Source organism: Streptococcus mitis, from assembly GCF_047463435.1.
GTDB lineage: Bacteria > Bacillota > Bacilli > Lactobacillales > Streptococcaceae > Streptococcus > Streptococcus mitis_DS.
In genome coordinates, this window is sequence record NZ_JASHDW010000013.1 from 25,409 (window position 1) to 51,420 (window position 26,012).

The 26,012-nt window shown below is 42.0% G+C and carries 28 protein-coding genes, 1 pseudogene and 1 riboswitch; of the genes and pseudogenes, 11 read left to right on the forward strand and 18 right to left on the reverse strand.

Features of this window, described 5'->3' with window-relative positions; genetic code table 11:
- Window positions 1-239 precede the first annotated feature (239 nt).
- From gatC to nusB, 8 genes and pseudogenes are all read left to right on the forward strand, one after another.
- Window positions 240-542 carry an Asp-tRNA(Asn)/Glu-tRNA(Gln) amidotransferase subunit GatC gene (gatC, locus tag QM843_RS08405; RefSeq protein ID WP_261044577.1) on the forward strand — a complete coding sequence of 101 codons (303 nt, stop codon included), beginning with the start codon at window positions 240-242 and terminating at the stop codon, window positions 540-542.
- On the forward strand, window positions 542-2,008 hold the full coding sequence (gene gatA, locus QM843_RS08410) for an Asp-tRNA(Asn)/Glu-tRNA(Gln) amidotransferase subunit GatA (RefSeq protein WP_261054481.1): 1,467 nt from the start codon (window positions 542-544) through the stop codon (window positions 2,006-2,008). The genes gatC and gatA overlap by 1 nt, the downstream gene beginning before the upstream one ends.
- On the forward strand, window positions 2,008-3,450 hold the full coding sequence (gene gatB / locus QM843_RS08415) for an Asp-tRNA(Asn)/Glu-tRNA(Gln) amidotransferase subunit GatB (protein ID WP_414304385.1): 1,443 nt from the start codon (window positions 2,008-2,010) through the stop codon (window positions 3,448-3,450). Before gatA ends, gatB begins: the two co-directional genes overlap by 1 nt.
- Window positions 3,451-3,504: 54 nt before the next feature.
- The gene (locus QM843_RS08420; protein ID WP_414304386.1) at window positions 3,505-3,900 is read left to right on the forward strand and encodes a hypothetical protein; all 396 of its coding nucleotides are present in this window, start codon (window positions 3,505-3,507) and stop codon (window positions 3,898-3,900) included.
- Window positions 3,901-4,008: 108 nt separating this feature from the next.
- Window positions 4,009-4,302, forward strand: a pseudogene (locus QM843_RS08425) (Asp-tRNA(Asn)/Glu-tRNA(Gln) amidotransferase subunit GatB); the annotation flags it as partial.
- 131 nt (window positions 4,303-4,433) lie between these two features.
- On the forward strand, window positions 4,434-4,994 hold the full coding sequence (gene efp, locus QM843_RS08430; RefSeq protein WP_000568643.1) for an elongation factor P: 561 nt from the start codon (window positions 4,434-4,436) through the stop codon (window positions 4,992-4,994).
- A gap of 21 nt (window positions 4,995-5,015) precedes the next feature.
- Window positions 5,016-5,405 (forward strand): Asp23/Gls24 family envelope stress response protein, encoded by a 390-nt coding sequence (locus QM843_RS08435; protein ID WP_000510575.1) that lies wholly within the window; start codon window positions 5,016-5,018, stop codon window positions 5,403-5,405.
- A complete protein-coding gene (gene nusB / locus QM843_RS08440; RefSeq protein ID WP_049546925.1) occupies window positions 5,398-5,823 on the forward strand; it encodes a transcription antitermination factor NusB in 426 nt (141 codons plus the stop codon). Before QM843_RS08435 ends, nusB begins: the two co-directional genes overlap by 8 nt.
- A gap of 114 nt (window positions 5,824-5,937) precedes the next feature.
- Here nusB and QM843_RS08445 read toward each other — a convergent pair whose 3' ends face one another.
- The 13 genes from QM843_RS08445 to QM843_RS08505 form a co-directional block, all read right to left on the reverse strand.
- Window positions 5,938-6,705, reverse strand: coding sequence for an acetyl-CoA carboxylase carboxyl transferase subunit alpha (locus QM843_RS08445; protein ID WP_414304387.1), 768 nt, complete (start codon window positions 6,703-6,705; stop codon window positions 5,938-5,940).
- Window positions 6,702-7,568, reverse strand: coding sequence for an acetyl-CoA carboxylase, carboxyltransferase subunit beta (accD, locus tag QM843_RS08450; RefSeq protein WP_414304388.1), 867 nt, complete (start codon window positions 7,566-7,568; stop codon window positions 6,702-6,704). The genes QM843_RS08445 and accD overlap by 4 nt, the downstream gene beginning before the upstream one ends.
- Before the next feature lie 36 nt (window positions 7,569-7,604).
- Entirely contained in the window at window positions 7,605-8,972 is a 1,368-nt protein-coding gene (gene accC / locus QM843_RS08455) for an acetyl-CoA carboxylase biotin carboxylase subunit (protein ID WP_414304389.1), read from the reverse strand.
- An 11-nt stretch (window positions 8,973-8,983) separates the two neighbouring features.
- Window positions 8,984-9,406 carry a 3-hydroxyacyl-ACP dehydratase FabZ gene (gene fabZ / locus QM843_RS08460; RefSeq protein WP_000565517.1) on the reverse strand — a complete coding sequence of 141 codons (423 nt, stop codon included), beginning with the start codon at window positions 9,404-9,406 and terminating at the stop codon, window positions 8,984-8,986.
- Window positions 9,403-9,888 (reverse strand): acetyl-CoA carboxylase biotin carboxyl carrier protein, encoded by a 486-nt coding sequence (gene accB / locus QM843_RS08465; RefSeq protein ID WP_001052228.1) that lies wholly within the window; start codon window positions 9,886-9,888, stop codon window positions 9,403-9,405. Before accB ends, fabZ begins: the two co-directional genes overlap by 4 nt.
- A gap of 2 nt (window positions 9,889-9,890) precedes the next feature.
- Entirely contained in the window at window positions 9,891-11,126 is a 1,236-nt protein-coding gene (fabF, locus tag QM843_RS08470) for a beta-ketoacyl-ACP synthase II (protein WP_261050037.1), read from the reverse strand.
- Between the two features lie 21 nt (window positions 11,127-11,147).
- A complete protein-coding gene (gene fabG, locus QM843_RS08475) occupies window positions 11,148-11,879 on the reverse strand; it encodes a 3-oxoacyl-[acyl-carrier-protein] reductase (protein WP_001176199.1) in 732 nt (243 codons plus the stop codon).
- A gap of 43 nt (window positions 11,880-11,922) precedes the next feature.
- On the reverse strand, window positions 11,923-12,843 hold the full coding sequence (gene fabD, locus QM843_RS08480) for an ACP S-malonyltransferase (RefSeq protein ID WP_000167635.1): 921 nt from the start codon (window positions 12,841-12,843) through the stop codon (window positions 11,923-11,925).
- Window positions 12,836-13,810, reverse strand: a complete 975-nt coding sequence (gene fabK, locus QM843_RS08485) for an enoyl-[acyl-carrier-protein] reductase FabK (RefSeq protein ID WP_225742365.1) — start codon at window positions 13,808-13,810, stop codon at window positions 12,836-12,838. Before fabK ends, fabD begins: the two co-directional genes overlap by 8 nt.
- 116 nt (window positions 13,811-13,926) lie before the next feature.
- Window positions 13,927-14,151, reverse strand: a complete 225-nt coding sequence (locus QM843_RS08490; RefSeq protein ID WP_084947999.1) for an acyl carrier protein — start codon at window positions 14,149-14,151, stop codon at window positions 13,927-13,929.
- Between the two features lie 58 nt (window positions 14,152-14,209).
- The gene (locus tag QM843_RS08495) at window positions 14,210-15,184 is read right to left on the reverse strand and encodes a beta-ketoacyl-ACP synthase III (RefSeq protein WP_033685464.1); all 975 of its coding nucleotides are present in this window, start codon (window positions 15,182-15,184) and stop codon (window positions 14,210-14,212) included.
- On the reverse strand, window positions 15,184-15,618 hold the full coding sequence (fabT, locus tag QM843_RS08500; protein WP_000386352.1) for a fatty acid biosynthesis transcriptional regulator FabT: 435 nt from the start codon (window positions 15,616-15,618) through the stop codon (window positions 15,184-15,186). Before fabT ends, QM843_RS08495 begins: the two co-directional genes overlap by 1 nt.
- A gap of 93 nt (window positions 15,619-15,711) precedes the next feature.
- Window positions 15,712-16,497, reverse strand: a complete 786-nt coding sequence (locus QM843_RS08505; RefSeq protein WP_229294515.1) for an enoyl-CoA hydratase — start codon at window positions 16,495-16,497, stop codon at window positions 15,712-15,714.
- Window positions 16,498-16,706: 209 nt separating this feature from the next.
- Between QM843_RS08505 and QM843_RS08510 the strand changes: the two genes are divergently transcribed.
- From QM843_RS08510 to serS, 3 genes are all read left to right on the forward strand, one after another.
- Complete coding sequence (locus tag QM843_RS08510; protein ID WP_000869666.1) at window positions 16,707-18,071, forward strand: aspartate kinase; 1,365 nt, start codon at window positions 16,707-16,709, stop codon at window positions 18,069-18,071.
- A gap of 2 nt (window positions 18,072-18,073) precedes the next feature.
- The gene (locus tag QM843_RS08515; protein ID WP_125393742.1) at window positions 18,074-18,445 is read left to right on the forward strand and encodes a DUF956 family protein; all 372 of its coding nucleotides are present in this window, start codon (window positions 18,074-18,076) and stop codon (window positions 18,443-18,445) included.
- Between the two features lie 213 nt (window positions 18,446-18,658).
- Entirely contained in the window at window positions 18,659-19,933 is a 1,275-nt protein-coding gene (gene serS, locus QM843_RS08520) for a serine--tRNA ligase (RefSeq protein ID WP_414304390.1), read from the forward strand.
- Window positions 19,934-19,956: 23 nt separating this feature from the next.
- Here the strand turns inward: serS and QM843_RS08525 are convergent, their stop codons facing one another.
- From QM843_RS08525 to QM843_RS08545, 5 genes are all read right to left on the reverse strand, one after another.
- On the reverse strand, window positions 19,957-20,856 hold the full coding sequence (locus tag QM843_RS08525) for a TDT family transporter (protein WP_203212818.1): 900 nt from the start codon (window positions 20,854-20,856) through the stop codon (window positions 19,957-19,959).
- Window positions 20,857-20,965: 109 nt separating this feature from the next.
- On the reverse strand, window positions 20,966-21,514 hold the full coding sequence (locus QM843_RS08530; protein WP_000206768.1) for a carboxymuconolactone decarboxylase family protein: 549 nt from the start codon (window positions 21,512-21,514) through the stop codon (window positions 20,966-20,968).
- 131 nt (window positions 21,515-21,645) lie between these two features.
- A complete protein-coding gene (locus QM843_RS08535) occupies window positions 21,646-22,968 on the reverse strand; it encodes an alanine/glycine:cation symporter family protein (protein ID WP_261015846.1) in 1,323 nt (440 codons plus the stop codon).
- Between the two features lie 90 nt (window positions 22,969-23,058).
- Window positions 23,059-23,147: riboswitch (glycine riboswitch) on the reverse strand.
- A 122-nt stretch (window positions 23,148-23,269) separates the two neighbouring features.
- Window positions 23,270-24,829, reverse strand: coding sequence for a DUF6287 domain-containing protein (locus QM843_RS08540; RefSeq protein ID WP_414304391.1), 1,560 nt, complete (start codon window positions 24,827-24,829; stop codon window positions 23,270-23,272).
- A 134-nt stretch (window positions 24,830-24,963) separates the two neighbouring features.
- Window positions 24,964-25,980, reverse strand: coding sequence for an endo-beta-N-acetylglucosaminidase (locus QM843_RS08545; RefSeq protein ID WP_414304392.1), 1,017 nt, complete (start codon window positions 25,978-25,980; stop codon window positions 24,964-24,966).
- Window positions 25,981-26,012 lie beyond the last annotated feature (32 nt).

The following is a 26,012-nucleotide window of genomic DNA, read 5'->3' on the forward strand; positions in this document are numbered from 1 at the left end:
TTACAGGTTCTGCACATAAGCATCACCATCCTTTCGATTTCGTAACCACCGTCTTCACTTCTCTGTTAAACTATTGTACCATATATTTTCCCCTTTGAAATCCGCTTTTCAAATAAATCATCATCAAAATCCTTTCTCCATCCTATACCTGTCTTTTTTCATCTTTCCCTCCCTTATTTATAGGAAAATATGGTAAAATAGAACAGACTAAAAATCATCATTTCACGAAAGGATGCAAGATGAAAATTACGCAAGAAGAGGTAACACACGTTGCCAATCTTTCAAAATTAAGATTCTCTGAAGAAGAAACTGCTGTCTTTGCGACTACCTTGTCTAAGATTGTTGACATGGTTGAATTGCTGGGCGAAGTTGACACAACTGGTGTCGCACCTACTACGACTATGGCTGACCGTAAAACCGTACTCCGCCCTGATGTGGCCGAAGAAGGAACAGACCGCGATCGCCTGTTTAAAAACGTACCTGAAAAAGACAACTACTATATCAAGGTACCAGCTATCCTAGATGATGGAGGAGATGCCTAATGACTTTCAACAATAAAACCATTGAAGACTTGCACAATCTCCTTGTTTCTAAGGAAATTTCTGCAACAGAATTAACCCAAGCTACGCTTGAAGACATCAAGTCTCGCGAGACAGCTATCAACGCTTTTGTTACCATCGCTGAAGAGCAGGCTCTTGCTCAAGCCAAAGCCATTGATGAAGCTGGAATTGACGCTGATAATGTGCTTTCAGGAATTCCACTTGCAGTTAAAGATAATATCTCTACAGATGGTATTCTCACAACTGCAGCCTCAAAAATGCTCTACAACTATGAGCCGATCTTTGATGCGACAGCTGTTTCAAATGCCAAATCAAAAGGCATGATTGTCGTTGGAAAGACCAACATGGACGAATTTGCCATGGGTGGATCAGGTGAGACTTCTCACTACGGCGCTACTAAAAATGCTTGGGACCACAGCAAGGTTCCTGGTGGTTCTTCAAGTGGTTCAGCTGCAGCTGTAGCCTCAGGCCAAGTCCGTTTGTCTCTTGGATCTGATACTGGTGGTTCTATCCGCCAACCTGCTGCCTTCAACGGGATTGTTGGTCTCAAACCAACCTACGGAACAGTTTCTCGTTTCGGTCTCATTGCCTTCGGTAGCTCATTAGACCAAATCGGACCTTTCGCACCAACTGTTAAGGAAAATGCCCTCTTGCTCAACACTATTGCCAGCGAAGATGTCAAAGACTCTACTTCTGCTCCTGTCCGCATTGCCGACTTTACTTCAAAAATCGGCCAAGACATCAAGGGCATGAAAATTGCTTTGCCTAAGGAATACCTTGGTGAAGGAATTGATCCTGAGGTTAAGGAAACTATCCTGAACGCAGCCAAACACTTTGAAAAACTCGGTGCTATCGTCGAAGAAGTCAGCCTGCCTCACTCAAAATACGGTGTTGCCGTTTACTACATCATCGCTTCATCTGAAGCTTCATCAAACTTGCAACGCTTTGACGGTATCCGTTATGGCTACCGCGCAGAAGATGCAACCAACCTTGATGAAATCTATGTAAACAGCCGTAGCCAAGGTTTTGGTGAAGAAGTGAAACGTCGTATCATGCTGGGTACTTTCAGCCTTTCATCAGGTTACTACGATGCCTACTACAAGAAAGCTGGCCAAGTCCGTACCCTCATCATTCAAGATTTCGAAAAAGTCTTCGCGGATTACGACTTGATTTTGGGTCCAACTGCTCCAAGTGTTGCTTATGACTTGGACTCACTCAACCACGATCCAGTTGCTATGTACTTGGCTGACCTTTTGACCATCCCAGTCAACTTAGCTGGTCTCCCAGGAATTTCAATTCCTGCTGGATTTTCTCAAGGTCTACCAGTCGGTCTACAATTGATTGGTCCTAAGTACTCTGAGGAAACCATTTACCAAGCTGCTGCTGCTTTTGAGGCAACAACAGACTACCACAAACAACAACCCGTGATTTTTGGAGGTGATAACTAATGAACTTTGAAACAGTCATTGGACTTGAAGTCCACGTAGAGCTCAACACCAATTCAAAAATCTTCTCACCTACTTCTGCCCACTTTGGAAATGACCAAAATGCCAACACCAACGTGATTGACTGGTCTTTCCCAGGAGTACTTCCGGTTCTCAACAAAGGTGTTGTTGATGCCGGTATCAAAGCTGCTCTTGCCCTCAACATGGACATCCACAAAAAGATGCACTTTGACCGCAAGAACTACTTCTATCCTGACAATCCCAAAGCCTACCAAATTTCTCAGTTTGATGAGCCAATCGGTTATAACGGTTGGATTGAAGTCGAGCTAGAAGATGGTACGACTAAGAAAATCGGTATCGAACGTGCTCACCTAGAGGAAGACGCTGGTAAAAACACTCACGGTACAGATGGCTACTCTTACGTTGACCTCAACCGCCAAGGGGTGCCATTGATTGAGATTGTATCTGAAGCTGACATGCGTTCGCCAGAAGAAGCCTATGCTTATCTAACAGCCCTCAAGGAGGTCATCCAGTACGCTGGCATTTCTGACGTTAAGATGGAAGAAGGTTCTATGCGTGTGGATGCCAATATCTCTCTTCGCCCGTATGGTCAAGAGAAATTCGGTACCAAGACAGAGTTGAAGAACCTCAACTCCTTCTCAAACGTTCGCAAGGGGCTTGAATACGAAGTCCAACGTCAAGCTGAAATCCTTCGCTCAGGTGGTCAAATTCACCAAGAAACACGCCGTTATGACGAAGCTAACAAGGCAACCATCCTCATGCGTGTCAAGGAAGGTGCTGCAGACTACCGCTACTTCCCAGAGCCAGACCTACCAATCTTTGAAATCTCAGATGAGTGGATTGAGGAAATGCGTACAGAATTGCCAGAGTTTCCAAAAGAACGTCGTGCACGCTACGTCTCTGACCTTGGCTTGTCAGACTACGATGCTAGCCAGTTGACTGCAAACAAGGTCACTTCTGACTTCTTTGAAAAAGCTGTTGCTCTTGGTGGTGATGCCAAGCAAGTCTCTAACTGGCTCCAAGGGGAAGTCGCTCAGTTCTTGAACGCTGAAGGTAAGACACTGGAACAAATCGAATTAACACCAGAAAACTTGGTAGAAATGATTGCCATCATCGAAGACGGCACTATCTCTTCTAAGATTGCCAAGAAAGTCTTTGTCCATCTCGCTAAAAATGGCGGTGGCGCGCGTGAATACGTTGAAAAAGCAGGCATGGTGCAAATCTCAGATCCAGAAATCTTGATCCCAATCATTCATCAAGTCTTTGCCGATAACGAAGCAGCCGTTGCCGACTTCAAGTCAGGCAAACGTAACGCAGACAAGGCATTCACAGGCTTCCTTATGAAAGCAACCAAAGGCCAAGCCAACCCACAAGTTGCCCTTAAACTCCTTGCTCAGGAATTAGCGAAGTTGAAAGAAGATTAATAGCAGACTTTTTATATACCTTTTTCTACTTTAGTACTTTAGAAAGAAGAAAAAATGAACAAATTTTTACGATTGCTATTTATTTTAGTCATCATCGCTATGTTAGGTGCTTCTATACTACAAATTTTCTTTCCATCATACATGGGAAGTCACTCCGGGTACGGAATCTCTGCTGGTTGGCAACGAGAAATTGGAATATGGAACCTAGCTGTATTAATTCTTATTCTCGGTGTCAATATTAAGTACGATTGGTTTTATCTACGAATCGTGCTTCTCGCTCTCATCTTCGGTGGGATTGGAATAGGAACAAATCACTTAGTCAATTTTATGGAGTATCATTCTCCTATAAATGCTATCGGTGCTTTCGAAAATTACTTGCTAGCGACGGGGTGGATTGTAGGGTGGCTCATTGAATACCATTCCATAAAGAAGATAACTGCTAGTAAATAACGACAAGTATATCTTAGATGATTTTTAAAGGTTATAATATAGTTTAATAATCATTCAAATTAAGAGATCTACCTTTTCAATAGCCTCAATCCCATATCCTTCTTGAAGAGCTCAGCTACGACCAAGAAAGTCTTTGTTCACCTAGCTAAAAATGACGGTGGTGCGCGTGAATACGTTGAAAAAGCAGGCATGGTTCAAATCTCAGATCCAGCTGTCTTGATTCCAATCATCCACCAAGTCTTTGCCGATAACGAAGCCGCTGTTGCCGACTTCAAGTCAGGTAAACGTAACGCAGATAAGGCCTTCACAGGCTTCCTTATGAAAGCAACCAAAGGACAAGCCAACCCACAAGTCGCCCTTAAACTCCTTGCCCAAGAATTGGCAAAGTTGAAAGAAGAGTAATATATAAAAGAAACCAGCCCTGAGGTTGGTTTTTTTCTCCCCTACCAAATCCCAGTAACTATTTTGGCTTTATTTCCAGAAGATTTTATGGTAAAATGAAGAGTAATAATATTTATTAAAGAGGTAAAAACATGATTGAAGCAAGCAAATTGAAAGCTGGTATGACATTTGAAACTGCAGACGGAAAATTGATCCGCGTTTTGGAAGCTAGCCACCACAAACCAGGTAAAGGAAACACGATCATGCGTATGAAATTGCGTGATGTCCGTACTGGTTCTACATTTGACACAAGCTACCGTCCAGAAGAAAAATTCGAACAAGCTATTATCGAGACTGTCCCAGCTCAATACTTATACAAAATGGATGAAACTGCCTACTTCATGAACACTGAAACTTACGACCAATACGAAATCCCAGTCGTAAACGTTGAAAATGAATTGCTTTACATCCTTGAAAACTCTGATGTGAAAATCCAATTCTACGGAACTGAAGTAATCGGTGTAACTGTACCAACTACTGTTGAATTGACAGTTGCTGAAACACAACCATCTATCAAAGGTGCTACTGTTACAGGTTCTGGTAAACCAGCGACTATGGAAACTGGACTTGTTGTCAACGTTCCTGACTTCATCGAAGCTGGACAAAAATTGATCATCAACACTGCAGAAGGAACTTACGTTTCTCGTGCCTAATCTCTAGAAAGAGGTCATTCTATGGGAATTGAAGAACAATTTGGCGAAATCGTTATCGCTCCACGTGTACTTGAAAAAATCATTGCCATCGCAACTGCTAAAGTTGATGGTGTCCACTCATTTTCAAATAAATCCGTATCTGATACCCTATCAAAACTCTCTCTTGGTCGTGGCGTCTACTTAAAAGAAAGCAACGAAGAACTAACTGCTGACATCTACCTCTATCTTGAGTACGGTGTGAAGGTACCAAAAGTTGCTCTTGCTATTCAAAAAGCAGTCAAAGATGCTGTTCGTGATATGGCTGATGTGGAACTTGCTGCTGTCAACATCCATGTTGCAGGAATCGTTCCAGATAAAACACCAAAACCTGAGTTGAAAGATCTATTTAACGAGGACTTCCTCAATGACTAGTCCATTATTAGAATCTAGACGCGAACTTCGTAAATGCGCTTTTCAAGCTCTCATGAGCCTTGAATTCGGCACAGATATGGAAACAGCTTGTCACTTTGCCTACACACATGACCGTGAAGATGCAGATGTGCAAATCCCTGCCTTTCTTCTGAACTTGGTTTCTGGCGTTCAAGCTCAAAAAGACGAATTGGATAAACAAATCAACCAGCACCTCAAGTCAGGCTGGACAGTTGAACGATTGACCTTGATCGAAAAAAACTTACTACGCTTGGGAATCTTTGAAATCACATCATTTGATACACCTCAGCTGGTAGCAGTCAATGAAGCCATTGAACTTGCTAAGAATTTTTCAGATCAAAAATCAGCCCGTTTTATCAATGGACTGCTTAGTCAATTTGTAACTGAAGAAAATGAATAATCGAAAAGGTGTTTGGTCTTCCAAGCACCTTTTGACTTTCCCCTCTGCACGGAGTAAGAGCCACATAAAAACTAGAACTGACTGCCAGTTCTAGTTTTTATGTATTCTGAGGTATTAGTATTTTCTAAATCGTTGGTAACGTTCTTCCAACAACTCCTCGAACGTTTTTTGTGACAGTAAAGCTAGTTCCGTTTGGAGTTCTTTTTTGACACTCTTAATCAGTTCTTTACTAGAAAGTCCTGCTTCAGAAATCACCTTGTCCACCACGTCCATTTCTAACAGTTCATGCGAAGTGATTTTCATCAGTTCTGCCGCTTCCATGGCACGACTGCCATCTTTCCATAGAATGGAAGCAAAACCTTCTGGACTGAGAATGGCATAGATAGAATTTTCCAGCATCCAAACACGGTCTGCGACTGCTAGAGCCAGAGCCCCACCAGAACCACCTTCACCGATAATGATAGCAATAATAGGAACTTTCAGGTCACTCATTTCCATGAGATTGCGAGCAATAGCTTCTCCCTGACCACGTTCTTCCGCTCCCACACCAGGATAGGCACCTGCAGTATTGATAAAGGTCACAACTGGACGACCAAACTTTTCAGCCTGTTTCATCAAACGTAGGGCCTTACGGTAGCCTTCTGGATGCGGTTGACCAAAATTCCTCTTGAGGTTATCTTGTAAACTCTTGCCTTTTTGGATACCAACCACTGTTACAGCTTGGTCCCCAAGCCAGCCAATACCACCAACAACTGCACCATCATCACGAAAAGAACGGTCACCATGTAATTGGATAAATTCATCAAAAATGCCTGTCGCAAAGTCCAAGGTTGTCAAACGACTCTGCTCACGCGCTTCTCTGACTATTTTTGCAATATTCATCTAGGACACCCTCCATGCAATCTGACTAGGCTAGCAATCGTATCTGGTAAGTCTCTTCTTTTGACAATAGCATCCACAAAGCCATGTTCTAATAGGAATTCTGCCTTTTGGAAATCCTCAGGCAAGCTTTCACGAACCGTGTTTTCAATCACACGACGTCCAGCAAAACCGACCAAGCTCTGTGGTTCAGCCAGAATGATATCGCCTTCCATAGCGAAAGAAGCTGTCACACCACCTGTCGTTGGATCTGTCAAAATCGTCAAGTAAAAGAAACCAGCATTTGAATGGCGTTTAACTGCTGCAGAGATCTTGGCCATCTGCATGAGACTCATGATTCCTTCCTGCATACGGGCGCCACCAGAGGCTGTGAATAGGACAACTGGCAATTTTTCGACAGTCGCATACTCAAACAAACGAGTGATTTTTTCACCTACAACCGTACCCATAGAAGCCATGATAAAGTTGGAATCCATAATCCCAAGAGCCACAGTCTGACCTTTAATAAGAGCTATTCCTGTCACAACGGCTTCATCCAGACCTGTTTTTTCACGCATAGTTGCTAGTTTCTTTTGATAACCAGGGAAATGCAAGGGATCCTTGCTTTCAATCCCTGTAAACAATTCCTTGAAGGTTCCCATATCAATCGTCAAAGCCAAGCGTTCTTGGGCAGAAATACGAAAGGTGTAACTACAGTGCGGACAGATACGCTCACTTCCCAGATCCTTCTGATAAATGGTATGCTTACAGCCTGGACACTGGGAGAATAATTCATCTGGAACCTCTGGCTTAGCTTGAGGTTTTTCCCTAACCGAACGATTGGGATTGATTCGAATATACTTATCTTTTTTACTAAATAGAGCCATTGATTCCCCTTTTCGGTTTAAACTCTTGAAGTCATTTTATTCTTTTTCTTGATATTTGGGTAAGAATGTTTCCATCAAGAAAGAAGTGTCGTAATCCCCAGCAATGACATTGCGATCTGAAATGAGGTCAAGCTGGAAATCTGCATTGGTCTGCACCCCTTCAATCTCTAATTCATAGAGGGCACGTTGCATTTTCATCAAGGCATCAAAACGATTTTCACCGTGAACGATGATTTTAGCAATCATACTATCATAATAAGGCGGAATGGTATAGCCTGGATAAACTGCTGAATCCACGCGCAAGCCAACTCCTCCACTTGGCAGATAGAGATTGGTAATCTTACCTGGACTTGGGGCAAAGTTGAAGGCTGGATTTTCTGCATTGATACGACACTCGATAGCATGACCTCGTAGGACAATATCTTCTTGCTGAACAGACAAAGGCTGACCTGCCGCAATGCGAATCTGTTCCTTAACGATATCCACACCTGAAACAAACTCTGTTACCGGATGTTCCACCTGAACACGAGTATTCATTTCCATGAAATAGAAATTGCCACTAGCTTCATCAAGAAGAAACTCAATGGTCCCTGCATTCTCATAGCCAACAGACTCTGCAGCTCGAACAGCCGCAGCACCAATTTCATTGCGTAGCGTTTTCCCAATTGCAATCGAAGGGCTTTCTTCCAAAACCTTTTGGTTATTCCGTTGAAGAGAGCAATCCCGTTCCCCCAAGTGGATTACATTTCCGTGTTCATCTCCTAGGATTTGAACCTCAATGTGACGAGCTGGATAGATGACCCGTTCTATGTACATGGCACCATTTCCATAATTGGCCTTGGCTTCACTAGAGGCAGTTTCAAAGGCTGAAACAAGGTCTTCTGGTTTTTCAACCTTACGAATTCCTTTACCACCACCACCTGCTGAAGCCTTGAGCATAACAGGATAGCCAATTTTTTCAGCAACAATCAAAGCTTCCTCAGAGTTATGCACTTCCCCATCTGAACCTGGAATGACAGGCACACCTGCCTTGATCATCTGAGCACGCGCATTGATTTTGTCTCCCATCATATCCATGACATGACCAGATGGGCCGATAAACTTAATCCCCACCTCTTCACACATGGTTGCAAATTTGGAATTTTCACTGAGAAAGCCAAAACCGGGGTGAATGGCTTCTGCTTCTGTCAAGACTGCAGCTGATAGAACCGCATTAATATTGAGATAAGACTCTGTTGCCTTACCAGGGCCGATACAAACTGCTTCATCTGCTAAAAGCGTATGAAGGGCTTCCTTATCAGCAGTTGAATAAACCGCCACCGTCGCAATCCCCAATTCACGCGCCGCACGGATAATACGAACCGCAATTTCACCACGATTGGCAATTAAAATTTTTCGAAACATGGAGAACCTCCTTAGTTCCCTATTGCAAAGGTAAGAGTACCACTAGCTGCAAGCTTGCCATCCACTTCAGCCTTTGCTTCAACCACAGCTATGGTGCCACGACGTTTTACAAACGTTGCCGTCATAACTAATTGGTCACCTGGTACAACTTGCTTCTTGAATTTAACCTTGTCCATACCAGCATAAAAGACCAGTTGTCCTTTATTTTCAGGCTTAGACAACTCCAAGACACCAGCAGTTTGCGCCAAGGCTTCCATAATCAGAACACCTGGCATGACAGGGTATTGAGGAAAATGACCGTTGAAGAAGGGCTCATTGATGGTTACATTTTTGATGGCAACAATGGTATCCTCACTCACTTCCAAGACACGGTCTACTAGGAGCATAGGATAACGGTGGGGAAGGGCTTCTTTGATTCCTTGAATATCGATCATTTGATACGTACCAATCCTTTACCAAACTCAACCATTTCTTCATTAGAAACGAGAATTTCTGTTACCACACCATCCTTAGGAGCTGGGATTTCATTCATGACTTTCATGGCTTCGATAATTACCAATGTTTGGCCTTTTTTAACACTATCACCAACTGTTACAAAGGCAGGTTTATCTGGACCAGCAGCCAAGTAAGCCACCCCAACAAGTGGACTCTCTACAACATCTCCCTCAGCAGCTACACTTGTTTCAGCTGGAGCTTGAACTTCTTCTGCTACAGGCTCTGCTGGAGCAGATGTAGGAGCCGCTGGACTTGGTGTTGCTAGAACGGGCGCTGGAGCGACTTGAGCTGCAACTTCGGATACGAGTCTAGCTTCATTCTTGCTAAACTGTAACTCATCCGTCCCATTTTTATAAGAAAATTCTCTCAAACTTGACTGGTCAAATTGAGCCATCAAGTCTTTAATATCGTTTAAATTCATAGTTATTTATTCTCCCAACGTTTGAAAGCAAGAACTGCATTGTGGCCACCAAAACCAAAAGTATTTGAAATGGCGTATGGAATTTCTTTCTCCAAGCCTTGTCCATAAACGACATTGGCTTCGATATAATCTGATACTTCACTTGTTCCAGCTGTCATTGGTACAAAGTTATGACGCATAGCCTCGATTGTGACGATAGCTTCTACTGCACCTGCAGCCCCCAGCAAATGTCCTGTGAAAGATTTGGTTGATGATACAGGTACTTCCTTACCAAGAACAGCTACGATCGCACCACTTTCTCCTTTTTCATTAGCAGGAGTTGACGTTCCGTGAGCATTGACATAGGCTACTTGTTCTGGGGAAATCTCAGCTTCTTCCAAGGCTAGTTTGATGGCCTTGATAGCTCCCTGACCTTCTGGATGAGGAGAAGTCATGTGGTAGGCATCACAAGTATGTCCATAACCAACCACTTCAGCAAGGATAGTTGCCCCACGTTTTTCAGCGTGTTCAAGACTTTCAAGAACCAACATCCCAGAACCTTCACCCATGACAAAACCATTACGGTCCTTATCAAATGGAATGGAAGCACGAGTTGGGTCCTCTGTAGTAGAGAGAGCTGTCAGTGCTTGGAAACCAGCAATAGCAAAAGGTGTGATAGAAGCTTCTGAACCACCTACCAACATAACATCTTGGAAACCAAATTTAATTGAGCGGAAGGCATCCCCAATCGCGTCATTTGATGAAGCGCAGGCAGTATTGATGGATTTACAAACACCGTTTGCTCCAAAACGCATAGCAACATTTCCTGAAGCCATATTTGGCAAGGCTTTTGGAAGGGTCAATGGTTTCACACGTTTTGGTCCTTTGTCATTTAGGCGAATCACTTGATCTTCAATTTCTTTGATTCCACCAATACCAGAGGCAACGATAACACCAAAACGATCTTTATCAAGAGCCTCTACATCCAAATTGGCATGATTAACAGCTTCTTGGGCTGCGTACAAGGCATACAAAGAGTAGTTATCAAAACGATTGGTATCTTTCTTAACAAAGTATTTATCAAAAGGAAAATCTTGGATTTCTGCCGCATTATGCACATCAAAGTCACTATGATCAAATTTTGTAATTTGACCAATTCCGATTTTTCCAGTTGTCAAACTATTCCAAAATTCTTCTGGTGTATTTCCGATTGGAGATGTTACTCCATAACCTGTTACTACTACGCGATTTAGTTTCATCTTTTTTACCTCTAGCTTCTGCTACATACTTAAGCCACCATCAATGGCAACCACTTGACCAGTTAGATAATCTTGGCCTGCTAAAAATACTGTTAAATCTGCAACCTGCTCTGCCTGCCCAAATTCTTTCATAGGAATTTGTGCCAGCATAGCATCTTTTACCTTGTCTGATAGAACAGCTGTCATATCGGACTCAATCATTCCAGGTGCAATAGCATTAACCCTGATATTGCGATTGGCCACTTCACGAGCCACAGACTTGGTAAAACCAATCAAACCAGCCTTAGAAGCTGCATAGTTAGCTTGACCGATATTTCCCATCAAACCAACAACACTAGACATATTAATGATAGCACCTTCTCTAGCTTTTATCATCGGTTTCAAGACTGATTGTGTCATGTTAAAGGCACCAGTCAAGTTAACCTTGAGCACTTTTTCAAAATCTGCTTCTGTCATCTTGAGCATCAGGGTATCTTGGGTAATTCCTGCATTGTTAACCAAAACATCTACTGAACCCAGCTCTGCAATAGCTTGATCAACCATACGTTTAGCGTCTACAAAATCTGACACGTCTCCTGATATAGGAACCACCTTGACACCATAGTTTGAAAACTCAGCGAGCAATTCTTCTGAAATTGCACCACGACTGTTTAAAACAATATTGGCTCCTGCCTGAGCAAACTTGTGGGCAATGGCAAGACCAATCCCCCGACTCGAACCTGTAATAAAGATATTTTTATTTTTTAGTTGCATTCTTTTCTCCTGTTTCCTCCTGTATTTATGGGAGAAGGGATTACTAGTTTCCTAGAAGAGCTTCCAAACTCGCCTGATCTTCAACATTGGCTAGTTTAGCTGTCTTATCAATTTTTTTGACAAAGCCTGACAAGACTTTCCCCGGTCCAATCTCGATAAAGTTGGTTACGCCTGCTTCTTGCATAACCGCAATACTTTCATAGAAACGAACTGGTTCCTTGACCTGACGCGTCAAGAGTTGAGCAATGTCTTCTTTTTGCATAACTGCAGCTTCTGTATTGCCGACTAGGGGACAAGTAAAATCTGAAAAACTTACCTGAGCTAGAGTTTCAGCTAGTTTCTGACTAGCTGACTCAAGGAGAGCGGTATGAAAAGGTCCTGAAACCTTAAGAGGAATCAAGCGTTTGGCACCAGCTTCCTGCAAGAGTTCTACAGCTCGATCAACTGCAACCACTTCCCCACCAATCACGATTTGTGCAGGTGTATTATAGTTGGCTGGGGTAACCACTCCAAGTTCGGAAGCTTTTTGACAGGCTTCTTCAATGACCTCTACTGGCGTATTGAGAACTGCTACCATCTTACCAGAGCCAGCAGGAGCCGCTTCTTCCATATAGGCTCCACGCTTAGCAACCAAGGCAACCGCATCTTCAAAATCCAAGGCGCCACTGGCCACCAAGGCAGAGTATTCTCCAAGAGACAAACCAGCAACCATATCAGGTTGATAGCCCTTTTCTTGCAATAAACGGTAGATAGCAACTGAAGTCGCTAAAATGGCTGGTTGCGTATAGCGGGTCTGGTTAAGTTTTTCTTCTTCCCTATCAATGAGATGACGCAAATCGTAACCAAGCACCTGACTTGCTTGATCAATCGTTTCTTTGACAATAGGGTAGTGATCATAGAGATCCCGTCCCATACCTAGATACTGGGCACCTTGGCCAGCAAATAAAAAGGCCGTTTTAGTCATTTCTTACAACTCCTGCCCAACGAGAGGCTTCTTCTTGAATTTTCTTAGCTGCTCCGTAATACAAATCTTTTAGGATTTCTTCAGCTGTTTCTTCTTTGGAAACAAGTCCTGCGATCTGACCTGCCATAACAGATCCACCATCCACATCTCCGTGAACAACCGCTTTGGCTAGAGCACCCGCTCCCATTTGTTCAAAAATTTCTAAATCTGGATTTTCTTGTTTAAAGGCATCTTTCTCAGCTTTTTCAAAATCACGAGTCAGTTGGTTTTTAATAGCTCGAACAGCATGTCCAAAGTGTTGAGCTGAAATTGTAGTATCAATATCTCTAGCTTTTAAAATTTTCGCCTTGTAATTTGGATGGGCATTAGACTCTTTTGCAACGACAAAACGAGTTCCAACCTGAACAGCTTCTGCACCTAGCATAAAGCCAGCAGCAGCACCTTCACCATCCGCAATCCCTCCTGCAGCAATAACAGGAATAGATACAGCAGCAGCAACCTGGCGCACCAAGGTCATGGTTGTTAATTTACCGATATGCCCCCCAGCTTCCATTCCTTCTGCAATAACGGCATCCGCACCGATTTTTTCCATGCGTTTAGCTAGGGCAACACTTGGTACAACAGGAATAACCGTAATACCAGCTTCATGGAAACGTTCCATGTATTTGCTTGGATTTCCTGCACCTGTTGTCACTACCTTAACACCTTCCTCGATAACGAGGTCTACAATATCTTCCACAAAGGGAGACAAGAGCATGATGTTGACACCAAAGGGTTTATCAGTCAATGATTTGATTTTATCAATATTTGCCTTGACAACTTCTTTCGGGGCATTCCCCCCACCGATAATCCCTAGTCCTCCAGCCTTGGAAACAGCTCCTGCCAAATCACCATCAGCAACCCAGGCCATTCCTCCTTGAAAAATAGGATAATCAATGTTCAATAATTCTGTAATACGTGTTTTCATAGTGCCTCCATCGTTTCTTGCTTACGTAATAGTTCGATACCGTCATAATTTGACAATCAAACTATTGCCTAAACAAGAGGGAGTGGGTTTCCCTACTCCTTCTATTTATATTCTGTTTATTTTGCTTGCTCTTCAACATAGGCAACCAAGTCACCAACTGTTTTCAAGTCATCTTCTGCTTCGATTTGGATATCAAAAGCATCTTCGATTTCTGAGATTACTTGGAACAAGTCCAATGAATCTGCGTCCAAATCATCAAAAGTTGATTCAAGTGTTACTTCTGATGCGTCTTTTCCAAGTTCTTCAACGATAATTTCTTGTACTTTTTCAAATACTGCCATGATAGGACTCCTTTAAAATAAATAGTTTTTTATAACAATGTGTTCACCACATGATTACCTAAATTGTAAGAATGAGCGTGCCCCATGTCAAGCCTCCACCGAAGCCTGATAGTAGAACAGTCTGGCTACCATCTAAACGGATAAGACCTTGTTCTACACACTCTGAAAGTAAAATCGGGATACTGGCTGCACTGGTATTGCCATATTCCATCATATTGGCTGGAAGTTTAGCTCGGTCTACACCGATTTTTTTAGCCATCTTATCCAAAATACGGTCATTAGCCTGATGAAGTAGCAGATAATCCAAGTTTGTCGCCTCTATAGGAGATTCATCAATAGTCTGCTTGATAGATTTAGCTACATCTCGAATAGCAAAATCAAAGACCGCGCGTCCATCCATCTTCAAAAATGAATCTGCATTTTCTTGATCTGAAAACGGAGAATGCAAGCCTGAATGTCCATAAGTTAGACACTCGCTACGACTCCCATCACTATTGAGACTCTCAGCCAAAAAATGCTCTTTCTCGCTAGCTTCTAGCAAGACTCCACCAGCGCCATCTCCAAACAAAACAGCTGTTGATCGATCTGACCAATCGAGTGCTTTAGAAAGGGTCTCACTACCAATCACCAAGCCTTTTTGAAAGCGACCAGAAGCGATAAACTTTTCAGCAGTTGAAAGAGCAAATACAAATCCACTGCAAGCCGCTGTTAGGTCAAAAGCAAAGGCCTTATTAGCACCAATATTAGCTTGAACACGAGCAGCTGTAGAGGGCATCATCGAATCTGGAGTAATGGTAGCTAGAATGATAAAATCCAGCTCTTCTCCTGTGATTCCAGCTTTTGCCATCAGTTTCTTAGCAACCTCTGTAGCCAAATCACTAGTAGATTCTGCTCTTGAAATATGCCTTTGTCGTATTCCCGTCCGACTTGAAATCCACTCATCATTGGTATCCATAATCTGAGCCAAATCATGATTTGTAACCACTTGCTCTGGCACATAATGAGCAACCTGGCTTATTTTTGCAAAAGCCATTATCTCAAATCCTCCAAAAATTGATAAAGATTAGTCAAACCTTTGCTCATAACCTCCATTTCTTGCTTACTCATACCATCAATGATTTTTTCAACCATGGCCTTGTGGAAGCGTTTATGTAGCCTATGAACCAAGCGACCTTTCTTTGTCAAATGCAGATGCACCACACGACGATCATGTTCTGAACGAATGCGTTCAATGTAACCCTTGCGTTCGAGATTATTCAAACTAGTCGTAACTGTCCCAAGAGTCACCATCAACTCTTTCGACACTTGACTTGGTGTCACGTCTGGGAATTTCCCAATTACATCAATCGTATGCATTTCTTTGATGGAGATATCCTTGAAACGACTACCCCTCAAGCTAACTTCCTCAATAACGAGGACATTGTTAAATATAGACGTTAAGTATTCATTAATTCGTTGGTAGTCCAATCTTTCCTTCCCTCCTTTTCAAAAAAACTTTTAGAATCAAAACATTTGACAAAAGAATTATATCAAAGTTCAAAGAATGGTGCAAGTATTTTTTTATTTTCCTGTAAATTTAGGTCGTCTTCTTTCCGAATGAGCCCGAACTCCTTCTTTGAAATCCTCTGTTTGAGCTAAGGATTCCTGTAGGTTCAGTTCTAAAGTAGCATAATCTTGCCAATCTTTGAATTGGCTCTCCCACACCAACTTCTTAATGGCAGCATAGGAATTGCTTGAACCACGTCTTAATTTTTTAAGAAGCTGTTCTCTCGTCTTTTCAAGTTTATCAGCTTCACAGACACGGTAAACCAACCCCCACTCTAGAGCTTTTTCTGCGTTCAAAGCCTCACCTGTCATAGCTAATTGAGCAGCACGCGTCACACCAATACTTCGACTCAAGAGATGAATTCCTCCTGCATCCGGAGCCAAACCAACTCCAACAAAAGCTTGGATAAATTTAGCCTTATCCGTTGCCAGACAGAAATCTGCAGCAACAGCCATATTCGCTGCGGCACCTGCAACAGCCCCATCAACCTCCATCAAGACAGGTTTAGCAATTTGCTTGATTTTATAAGAAATAGTATTGACCAATTCTGCGATTTTTGTCAATGATGGAATATCATCCTCATCGACTGCTCGCTTCATCTCAACCAAATCTCCCCCAACTGAAAAGACTTTGCCATTCGCGTTGATTAAGACAAAATGCACAGCCGGATCCTCTTCTGCCAAAGTCAGAGCTTCTAAAATCTCCTCGCACATAGGGATATGAAAACCATTTGCGACCTCAGGACGATTCAAGGTAAGGATTGCCAAATCCTCTTCAAGCTGATAAATAATGTGTTCCATCAGGACTCCTTTTTATTTTATAAGCAGTTTAAATTATTCTATTTTCAAAGTATATCTTTTTTAAAATCAGAAAGCAAGAAAAAATCAACTGAAAGTGTCTCAGCCGATTAGAAAGGCTCGCTTTATACTAGAAAGCATCTTATTTTCTTCATTGAAAAAAGGCTTTCTTTCTGCTATAATCGTATAAAATACTTACTTTAGGAGTTCTTATGAAGGTTGTTAAATTTGGAGGTAGCTCTCTTGCCTCTGCTAGTCAATTAGAAAAAGTTTTAAACATCGTAAAAAGCGATTCAGAGCGTCGTTTTGTAGTCGTTTCTGCGCCTGGTAAACGCAATGCTGAAGATACTAAGGTTACGGATGCCTTGATTAAATACTACCGCGACTATGTTGCTGGTAACGATATTAGTAAGAGTCAAAACTGGATTATCGACCGCTATGCTGCTATGGTTAGTGAACTAGGTCTTAAACCAGCTGTGCTAGAAAAAATTTCTAAAAGCATTCGTGCCTTAGCTACTCTTCCTATCGAAGAAAACGAATTTCTCTACGATACTTTCCTAGCAGCCGGTGAAAATAACAATGCTAAATTGATCGCTGCCTATTTTAACCAAAACGGTATCGATGCACGCTATGTTCACCCTAGAGAAGCTGGTATTGTGGTCACAAGTGAACCTGGTCACGCTCGCATCATTCCATCAAGTTATGACAAGATTGAAGAATTGACAAATACAAATGAAGTTCTTGTCATTCCTGGTTTCTTTGGAGTTACCAAGGAAAATCAAATCTGTACCTTCTCACGTGGAGGATCAGACATTACAGGTTCTATCATTGCTGCCGGTGTTAAGGCAGACCTCTATGAAAACTTTACAGACGTTGATGGTATCTTTGCAGCCCACCCTGGTATTATTCACCAACCACACTCAATCCCTGAGTTGACCTACCGTGAAATGCGTGAGTTGGCCTATGCAGGCTTCTCAGTCCTTCATGACGAAGCCCTTCTACCTGCCTACCGTGGAAAAATTCCTCTGGTTATCAAGAATACCAACAATCCTGACCACCCAGGTACTCGTATCGTTCTAAAACACAGTAGTGATGAATTTCCAGTAGTAGGAATTGCTGGTGACTCAGGCTTTGTCAGCATTAATATGTCGAAATACCTCATGAACCGTGAGGTGGGATTTGGTCGCAAGGTTCTTCAAATCCTTGAAGATCTTAACATCGGTTGGGAACATATGCCAACAGGTATCGACGATCTTTCAATCATCCTCCGTTCTCGTGAACTAACTCCTATCAAGGAAGAAGAAATCCTTCGTCAGTTGGTTCAAAAGGCTGAAGTAGATCATGCAGAAATCGAACACGACCTTTCAATCATTATGATTGTTGGTGAAAAGATGAAGAGTCATATCGGAGTAACTGCTACTGCAACACGCGCTCTATCTGAAAACAAGATCAACATACAGATGATGTCTCAAGGTTCTAGTGAAGTTTCTATCATGTTTGTTGTCAATAAAGACCAAGAGAAAGCAGCAATCAAAGCCCTCTACAATGCCTTTTTCGGTGAAAGTAAGGAAGACTAAGCATGGCTCAATCACTTAACAAAACAGTGCTCCTCAATACGACAGGCACCTCCTACCTCTCTATAGCTGGGAAAGTTGGGAAATTTCTTATTGGGGATCAGGCTCTTGAATTTTACCCAGATGTCAACGTCGAACAATTTATCCAAATTCCTTGGAGCCATATCAACCAAATTGGAGCCAATGTTACTGGGCGAAAAATCAGTCGCCACTTCGAAGTCTTTACAGACAGAGGAAAATTCCTCTTTGCTTCAAAAGACTCAGGTGCCATTCTCAAAATTGCTCGCGAAAAACTAGGCAATGACAAGGTCGTCAAACTTCCGACCCTGATTCAGACAATTAGCCAAAAATTTAAAAATCTATTTGCAAAAAAGTAGAAACTTTAGTATAATCATAGCAACGGATAAGTAGGTTATCTTCTTCTTTCAGAAAGTCTGCGGGTGCTGCGAGCAGATAGGAGGGATAGGTGAAATTCTACCGTTAGTAACAATTGCATACACAATCAAGTGCACACCTGTGAAGTTGGATGGAACCGTGGCCCTGCCACTCCAACGCTTTGTCAGGTGTGCTTTTTTCATAAAGGAGTTCTTATGTTAGATATCAAACGCATTCGTACAGACTTTGATGCTGTCGCAGAAAAATTGGCTACACGTGGTGTAGATGCTGCTGTCTTGAATGAGATGAAAGAAATCGATGCTAAACGTCGTGACATCTTGGTCAAGGTTGAAACTCTCAAGGCAGAACGCAACACAGTTTCTGCTGAGATTGCCCAAGCCAAACGCAACAAGGAAAATGCAGATGACAAGATTTCTGCCATGCAAACTCTATCTGCTGAGGTTAAAGCCTTGGATGCTGAATTGGCAGAAATCGATGCTAAATTGACAGAATTTACCACTACTCTTCCAAACATCCCTGCTGACAGCGTTCCTGTTGGGGCTGACGAAGATGACAATGTGGAAGTTCGTCGTTGGGGCACTCCACGCGAGTTTGACTTCGAACCAAAAGCTCACTGGGATCTTGGTGAAGATCTTGGTATCCTTGACTGGGAACGCGGTGGTAAGGTAACAGGCGCTCGTTTCCTCTTCTATAAAGGTCTCGGTGCTCGTTTGGAGCGTGCTATCTATAACTTTATGTTGGATGAACATGGAAAAGAAGGCTATACGGAAGTCATCACGCCTTACATGGTTAACCATGACTCTATGTTTGGTACTGGTCAATATCCAAAATTCAAGGAAGACACTTTTGAACTCAGTGACAGCAATTATGTCCTTATTCCTACAGCCGAAGTTCCTCTGACAAACTACTACCGTGATGAAATCCTTGACGGTAAAGACCTGCCAATCTACTTCACTGCTATGAGCCCATCATTCCGTTCTGAGGCTGGTTCAGCTGGCCGTGATACTCGTGGCTTGATTCGTTTGCACCAATTCCACAAGGTTGAAATGGTTAAATTTGCTAAACCAGAAGAATCTTATGAAGAATTGGAAAAAATGACAGCTAACGCTGAAAATATCCTTCAAAAACTTAACCTTCCATACCGTGTCGTTGCTCTCTCTACTGGAGATATGGGCTTCTCAGCTGCTAAAACTTATGACTTGGAAGTTTGGATTCCAGCACAAAATACCTACCGTGAAATTTCAAGCTGTTCAAACACAGAAGATTTCCAAGCCCGTCGTGCCCAAATCCGTTACCGTGATGAAGCAGATGGCAAGGTGAAATTGCTCCATACCTTGAACGGTTCTGGACTTGCAGTTGGACGTACAGTGGCTGCTATTCTTGAAAACTACCAAAATGCAGATGGTTCTGTGACCATCCCAGAAGTTCTTCGTCCATACATGGGTGGCGCTGAAGTTATCAAACCATAAAAATAAGGCCTAGCTATTTCTAGCTAGACCTTTTTTCGTAACCAAATTAGATAAGCACCTAATACAAATAATAAAATAGTGAGGCATATAATAGTTTCAACCAGTACCAAATAATCCAAAAATGGAAGTTTCAAGATTCCCTGAGCCATCTTAAGCGAAGTAGCTGTGATAATGGTTGGGAAGGTGAGTGCTGAGAAGGCTGGTTGAAAACCTTGTTTTAAAATATTGGGCAGACGAGTTAAAACAAAGAAAAAGAAGGATTGGGAAGCCAAAATCATGACAATCAAGAGCCAAGTCGGTAGGCTAGCTCCTCCAACTCGAACCAGGGACGCCAAGAGTAGAGAGAAGGGAGCACAGTAGATTCCTTCTTGCCCAAGCAAGGCTAGTGGGAGCGGATGTTTCTTTAAATCGCTATAAATAAGCGGGTAGAGATAGAAGGTCAAGAGAAATCCAAAACTCAAGGTCGCATAGGCAATTTCGATGATACCTACAAGAGGATAGGTCAAGGCTGCTACTGCTATCCCTACATAGAGAACCGTCCAGCTAGGAGTCGCATGAACCCTCTGACCCGGATAGGCAAATTTAATGGTGAAACCAGCAATCAAGAACAAATCCAAGAGAAATGAAAACCACCAAAGTCCTTGCGCTACCAAAGGGAAATGAGGGAAGACTCGAAAGACATAAGTCGATAAAATCATCCCAGCCATGGGAAAGGTCGCCATTCCTGACAAAAGAGGAGGCTTGGTCAATTCTTGCTTTGTTTCTTTCCAATTAAAGAGATGAAGAAGCAGAAAAAAGAGCCACAAAACCAAACCTGTCAGACTCAATAGATAGGACAGAACCGGCAACGTATCTAAAATAAGATTTCCAGCTCCTGCCAAACCTAGCAAACAACCAGAAAATACCAAAGGGAGTTTTTTCATCCTAACCTCCAATAATCATGTTAGTTTCAGTATAGCATAAAAGCGCTTAAATGAGGACTTAAAAAAACGAAGTCCGATTATTTCAGACTTCATTTTACTCAGATATGAATTAGGCATAAGGTTGCAATTCTGGATTAATTGGGGTATTAGCTAGGTTGTTGGCATAGTTACAGAGGCTTGCTAGGCTGACACCAAGAACCACATCCAAAGCATTTTGTTGGGTGTATCCAGCTTCTAGAAACTCAGCCAAGGCTTCATCTCCTACACGACCCTTGGTATTGATAACTGCCAAGGTAAACTTAGCTAGGGTGTCCAATTTAGGATCTGTTTCAATTGGAGTACGATTGCGAAGGGCTTGCAGAAGGTCATCGTTCATCTGGATTTGTTTGATTGAAAAGGCTGTGTGACCTGCGACACAGAAGGCACAACCATTGGTCACGGCTGCCGTGATCTGCACCACTTCACGCTCAACGGGTGTCAGGCTGTTGCGACGATTGATAGCTCCGACAGTTCTGTAGGCTTCTAAGGCAGTTGGTGCATTTGCCAAGAGGCCGATTAGGTTGGGAATATAACCATTGTTATCTTTTTCTACTGTTTCAAGAACTTCTTTCACTTCTGCTGGTGCTGATTCGACTGTATGGATAGTAAATGTTGTCATCATAAAACCTCTTTTCATTTTGTTGAAACCTAGTCTATCACAGATTCTATACCGTGTATAATATATATTTTAAATTGCATCGATAAAAATTTTTTATGAAAGAAAAAAATCACACGCGATGTGTGATTTCATTATTTATTAAAATACTTTTTAGTTTCAGCAATAACGACCGGCGACAAGACTAAGAGGGCAATCAAGTTTGGTAGAGCCATCAAGGCATTGACAATATCTGCGATAATCCAAACCATATCCAACTCGATAAATCCTCCCAACAAGACCATGAGCACAAAGACCACACGGTAAAGCCAGATAAAACGAACACCAAAGAGGAACTCGAAACAGCGTTCTCCATAATAGTTCCAACCTAGAATTGTCGTAAAGGCAAAGAGTACAAGGAAGATGGTCAAGAGGGCAGGTCCAAAGTGTGAAAAGACTGTTGAGAAGGCTGACTGAGTCAAGGCAACCCCATTTAAGTCGCCGCTCCAAACACCAGTCACCAAGATGGTCAAACCAGTCAAGGTACAGATAATGAGGGTATCAATAAAGGTTCCTGTCATGGAAATCAATCCTTGCTCTACTGGTTCATTTGTCTTAGCCGCAGCTGCTGCAATGGGAGCCGAACCCAGACCAGATTCGTTCGAGAAAACACCTCGCGCCACACCATTTTGAATAGCCATTCGAATGCTAGCGCCAGCAAATCCACCTACCGCAGCAACTGGACTAAAAGCCGATGTCAAGATTAAAGCGATTGTGGCAGGGATTTTCCCAATATTAAAGAAAATAACTGTAAGAGTTCCCAAAATATAAATGATAGCCATAAAAGGAACAACAGTAGTTGAAACCTTTGAAATGGACTTGAGTCCACCAAAGACAGCAATCGCTACAAAGACAGACAAAACAAGAGCCGTGATGGCTGGCGAAATAGTCGTTGTATTTTGGATAGATTCTGTTATCGAGTTGACTTGGGTGAAGGTTCCGATTCCCAATAGGGCTACTAAGACACCTGCGATAGCAAAAAAGATGGCAAGTGGTCTCCACTTTTCTCCCATACCCAAAAGTATATAGTGCATGGGACCTCCTGCAACAGCACCGTTATCGTCTTTAGTCCTGTATTTAATAGCTAATAAACCTTCCGCATACTTGGTAGCCATTCCAAAGAAAGCAGCCATCCACATCCAAAAGAGAGCTCCTGGTCCACCAACCTTGATAGCCGTCGCAACTCCGATGATATTCCCCGTACCAACTGTCGCTGCGAGGGCTGTACACAAGGCCGCAAAACTAGACACATCGCCATGCCCCTTATCCTTAGTAAAAATAAGTTGAAAGGCCTTAGGCAAACGCAAAACCTGTAAAAGTCCGAGACGGGCAGTGAGGTAAATCCCTGTTCCGACCAATAAAATCAAGAGGGGAGGACCCCAAACAAAAGCATCAATTGATTTTAGCAATTCTAACATTCTATTCTCCTATCTTTTCAACCCCAAAAGAAAGAGCACATGCACGATACATGTACTCTGGAATGCTTAGATAAATGCTAAAAAGCGGTCTATCCTAGCTCTGTCCTTTTACCTGAGAGTTTGAGCAGTTGTCTGCCTTGCCCCTTCGGTGCCTTTACGGTCTCTCCAGAGTTCCGTCCATTTACAGTCATGGAAAATCAAACGATTCCCCACTTCTATTAAACTTCATTCGGTGTTGGTATTTAATTGATTCTTATTCTACAAAAAATGTTGGCTTTTGTCAATGTGTTTTGGGAAATTCTTATTTGACTCTGTAGAAGAAAGATTGAGCATTTCCATGTGCGTGGGGTGCTTGGTGAATAATCATTCGATCTCGACTAGTATCAGATGCATCTTCTACAAAATTTGGCTCAGTAACTGTCGGAATAACAACTCCTGCAGGAATCATATCGAGTTGTGCTCTCAAAGTTGGGGCTTTATAACTCGTAATTATATAGCCATCCCTAAAAACAGCATCATTTATATCCACATAAAATTCTGCCGGTTCTATTAAACCATTTTTACTGAAAACTAGATCCTGTCCCCCATTTCCAGTACTCCATCTTCCTTCAATACTAGAGAAATCCCCATTTTTTATAGCGTTTATATCCATTTTTTTAGAAACACTTTGGTTTGATGAAGATGAAGTTCCAGTAAATTTTTCTGTTACAGATTTCCAAGTAAGATTAGATAGATTCATTCGAGTACCAGGACTAACTTCATCCTCTGTCTTGGCCTCTTTAACCTTTTCTAGTTTGTCCCCATTACTATTCAACTGCCAAATGGTATGAATGGTTTGTGGATCTCCTGCGAACGGATTCCACTGGGTATAAAGCTTGCCATCTTCTAGGAGATAGGCCTTAAAGCGAGTTCCAAGCATTTGCATTTTATTTTCAGCATTGGTGAGGCGAATGACTTTCTGATCCTTGAGTGTGAAAATATCTAGAATCTCACTACCATTTTTCGAAGATACAATCATTTCATCAATGCCATTTTTATCCATATCAACCATTGCATAGGTAAAGGCTTGACTGCGTTCTGCCATCCCTGCATAGATATTAGCAGTTAGATTGATGTTATCCTTAACTTCTGACTTATGGTCTAGAAGAAATTCATAATCCTTCAAAATGCTATTATAAGGACTGTAATCCACACTTGATTTCCCCTTATCTGCACTTGCCCCTCCAGGAATCTTATCTGAAACAGACTTCCAGCTTAAAGTCTCTAGAGAAATGGGCGAACCGACACCAAGATCTGCTAGCTCTTGAGCCTCCTTGCCCTTCACCAAGGACTGACCGTCCTCACTAAATTGATAGTGGGCATAGATGTGACTCGTTGCTGTACCAGCCCCACGATAAAGTAGAGAATTGTCTGGTAAGATACCGACTATCATTCTCTCACCAATCTGGTCTAAACGATTTTCTTGATTGGTCAGACGGATCACCTTTCCATCTTTCAAAGTACGGATATCAAGCAAGCTCCTTTTACCACTCTTCATTTCAAGAGCAAGCAAGAGTTCATCCACTCCGTCGTTATTCAAATCTGTCCTGTGATAAACTACATCTGTATAAAAACCTTGAGAAGACTTCACTTGACCAGCTAGAGGATTGACATCCATACCTGTCGGCAAGGTGCCTTTTGCTACTTTTTCATAGTCATCGAGAACCTTATTATATTGGCTGTAATCTATCTCTGGACTTGCTGCAGATGTATCTGATGTTGAATCAGATGGTGTTTCTGCGCTTTTGTTCCAAGGTAGATACTGACAGCCTCCCAAACATAGCGTCAGTAAAAGCGTTGTGGCTAATAATATCTTTTTCATATTTCTCCCTTATCTAAGAGAAAGGAACCAGCCTGTGCTAATTCCTTTCGCTATTTTTACTGTATCAAAATGTTACCTATTCGCAAATTATTTTCTATTTATTTGTTATAAGCCATTTCTCACAAGCTATCATTCTAGCGAACCCATTTACCTGAGCCATCTACTTGGTAGCCATCTGGTGTATGTTCATTGACTGCCATCTTACCATTTGACTTGAGATAGTAATCGCCTACCCATGTGTTACGAGCATAGCTTCCTTCTGACGTTAGGTAATAGTAAGATTGGTAGCTACTATCATAAATCCACTCACTCTTGGCCATTTTACCGTCTGATTTGAGGTAGTAACTTCCAGCCCAGGTATTACGCGCATAGCTACCCTCTGCTGTCAAGTAATAGTAAGAGCTGTAGTTATTGTCATAAATCCACTCGCTCTTAGCCATGTAACCACCTGATTTAAGATAGTAGTTGCCTGACCAAGCATTCTGAACAAAGTTACCTGAAGCATTTAGGTAGAAGTATGAATTGTACTGAACATCAAAAATCCATTGATTCACTACTTTCACACCAGCTTTGTAGTAAGAAGAACCTGACCAGCCAGTCTGACCTGAGGTTGAGTTAGTAGCTTGTTTTGGAGCTTCAGTTGGTTTTGGTTTTTCTGTTTCTTTAGGAGTTGAAGAGTCTAGAGGATTGACATATTTTTGATCTTTAACAGTGAATGTTGCTGATCTACCACTAAACTTATGCAAGGTCTCTCCTTCTTTACTTTCTCCATGAAATTGTAAGTAATATTCACCATCTGGAACATTTGCAAAATTAGTCCAATCTTGCTTTGTAATCGGAACAGATGATTTATCAAATCCTTGATTGAAAGTATCTTTTCTAGGAATTTGCCCTGTCTTTGCATTTACAATATCTGCATATATATATACAGAATATTTTACAGGTACATTTTCAACAGTCATATCCACATAGATACTTTTATTTTCTGAACCTGGTGTAATTTTATAGTCCACCTTATGATTTTCAATTTTGGTAATTTCCGCATGCACTGTCTGCGCTGAAAAAGGTAGAACTCCTGCTGTATCAATTGTTGACAATACTCCGACTGTTGAAAGTGCCAAAGCACATACTAATAATTTCTTTTTGTTCATGTTATTCATTTCCTTTATTTTATTTTTAATAT

What these genes read in the sequence shown, in the direction of transcription:
- fabK (WP_225742365.1), bottom strand. Translation starts at nt 13,810, where the DNA reads ATGAAAACACGTATTACAGAATTATTGAACATTGATTATCCTATTTTT.
- QM843_RS08510 (WP_000869666.1), top strand. Translation starts at nt 16,707, where the DNA reads ATGAAGGTTGTTAAATTTGGAGGTAGCTCTCTTGCCTCTGCTAGTCAA.
- serS (WP_414304390.1), top strand. Translation starts at nt 18,659, where the DNA reads ATGTTAGATATCAAACGCATTCGTACAGACTTTGATGCTGTCGCAGAA.
- QM843_RS08505 (WP_229294515.1), bottom strand. Translation starts at nt 16,497, where the DNA reads ATGGAACACATTATTTATCAGCTTGAAGAGGATTTGGCAATCCTTACC.
- QM843_RS08420 (WP_414304386.1), top strand. Translation starts at nt 3,505, where the DNA reads ATGAACAAATTTTTACGATTGCTATTTATTTTAGTCATCATCGCTATG.
- QM843_RS08540 (WP_414304391.1), bottom strand. Translation starts at nt 24,829, where the DNA reads ATGAAAAAGATATTATTAGCCACAACGCTTTTACTGACGCTATGTTTG.
- QM843_RS08530 (WP_000206768.1), bottom strand. Translation starts at nt 21,514, where the DNA reads ATGACAACATTTACTATCCATACAGTCGAATCAGCACCAGCAGAAGTG.
- accC (WP_414304389.1), bottom strand. Translation starts at nt 8,972, where the DNA reads ATGTTTCGAAAAATTTTAATTGCCAATCGTGGTGAAATTGCGGTTCGT.
- QM843_RS08535 (WP_261015846.1), bottom strand. Translation starts at nt 22,968, where the DNA reads ATGTTAGAATTGCTAAAATCAATTGATGCTTTTGTTTGGGGTCCTCCC.
- gatA (WP_261054481.1), top strand. Translation starts at nt 542, where the DNA reads ATGACTTTCAACAATAAAACCATTGAAGACTTGCACAATCTCCTTGTT.
- gatB (WP_414304385.1), top strand. Translation starts at nt 2,008, where the DNA reads ATGAACTTTGAAACAGTCATTGGACTTGAAGTCCACGTAGAGCTCAAC.
- fabZ (WP_000565517.1), bottom strand. Translation starts at nt 9,406, where the DNA reads ATGATCGATATTCAAGGAATCAAAGAAGCCCTTCCCCACCGTTATCCT.
- QM843_RS08525 (WP_203212818.1), bottom strand. Translation starts at nt 20,856, where the DNA reads ATGAAAAAACTCCCTTTGGTATTTTCTGGTTGTTTGCTAGGTTTGGCA.
- fabD (WP_000167635.1), bottom strand. Translation starts at nt 12,843, where the DNA reads ATGACTAAAACGGCCTTTTTATTTGCTGGCCAAGGTGCCCAGTATCTA.
- gatC (WP_261044577.1), top strand. Translation starts at nt 240, where the DNA reads ATGAAAATTACGCAAGAAGAGGTAACACACGTTGCCAATCTTTCAAAA.
- nusB (WP_049546925.1), top strand. Translation starts at nt 5,398, where the DNA reads ATGACTAGTCCATTATTAGAATCTAGACGCGAACTTCGTAAATGCGCT.
- efp (WP_000568643.1), top strand. Translation starts at nt 4,434, where the DNA reads ATGATTGAAGCAAGCAAATTGAAAGCTGGTATGACATTTGAAACTGCA.
- QM843_RS08545 (WP_414304392.1), bottom strand. Translation starts at nt 25,980, where the DNA reads ATGAACAAAAAGAAATTATTAGTATGTGCTTTGGCACTTTCAACAGTC.
- QM843_RS08435 (WP_000510575.1), top strand. Translation starts at nt 5,016, where the DNA reads ATGGGAATTGAAGAACAATTTGGCGAAATCGTTATCGCTCCACGTGTA.
- QM843_RS08515 (WP_125393742.1), top strand. Translation starts at nt 18,074, where the DNA reads ATGGCTCAATCACTTAACAAAACAGTGCTCCTCAATACGACAGGCACC.
- accD (WP_414304388.1), bottom strand. Translation starts at nt 7,568, where the DNA reads ATGGCTCTATTTAGTAAAAAAGATAAGTATATTCGAATCAATCCCAAT.
- accB (WP_001052228.1), bottom strand. Translation starts at nt 9,888, where the DNA reads ATGAATTTAAACGATATTAAAGACTTGATGGCTCAATTTGACCAGTCA.
- fabG (WP_001176199.1), bottom strand. Translation starts at nt 11,879, where the DNA reads ATGCAACTAAAAAATAAAAATATCTTTATTACAGGTTCGAGTCGGGGG.
- QM843_RS08445 (WP_414304387.1), bottom strand. Translation starts at nt 6,705, where the DNA reads ATGAATATTGCAAAAATAGTCAGAGAAGCGCGTGAGCAGAGTCGTTTG.
- QM843_RS08495 (WP_033685464.1), bottom strand. Translation starts at nt 15,184, where the DNA reads ATGGCTTTTGCAAAAATAAGCCAGGTTGCTCATTATGTGCCAGAGCAA.
- fabF (WP_261050037.1), bottom strand. Translation starts at nt 11,126, where the DNA reads ATGAAACTAAATCGCGTAGTAGTAACAGGTTATGGAGTAACATCTCCA.
- QM843_RS08490 (WP_084947999.1), bottom strand. Translation starts at nt 14,151, where the DNA reads ATGGCAGTATTTGAAAAAGTACAAGAAATTATCGTTGAAGAACTTGGA.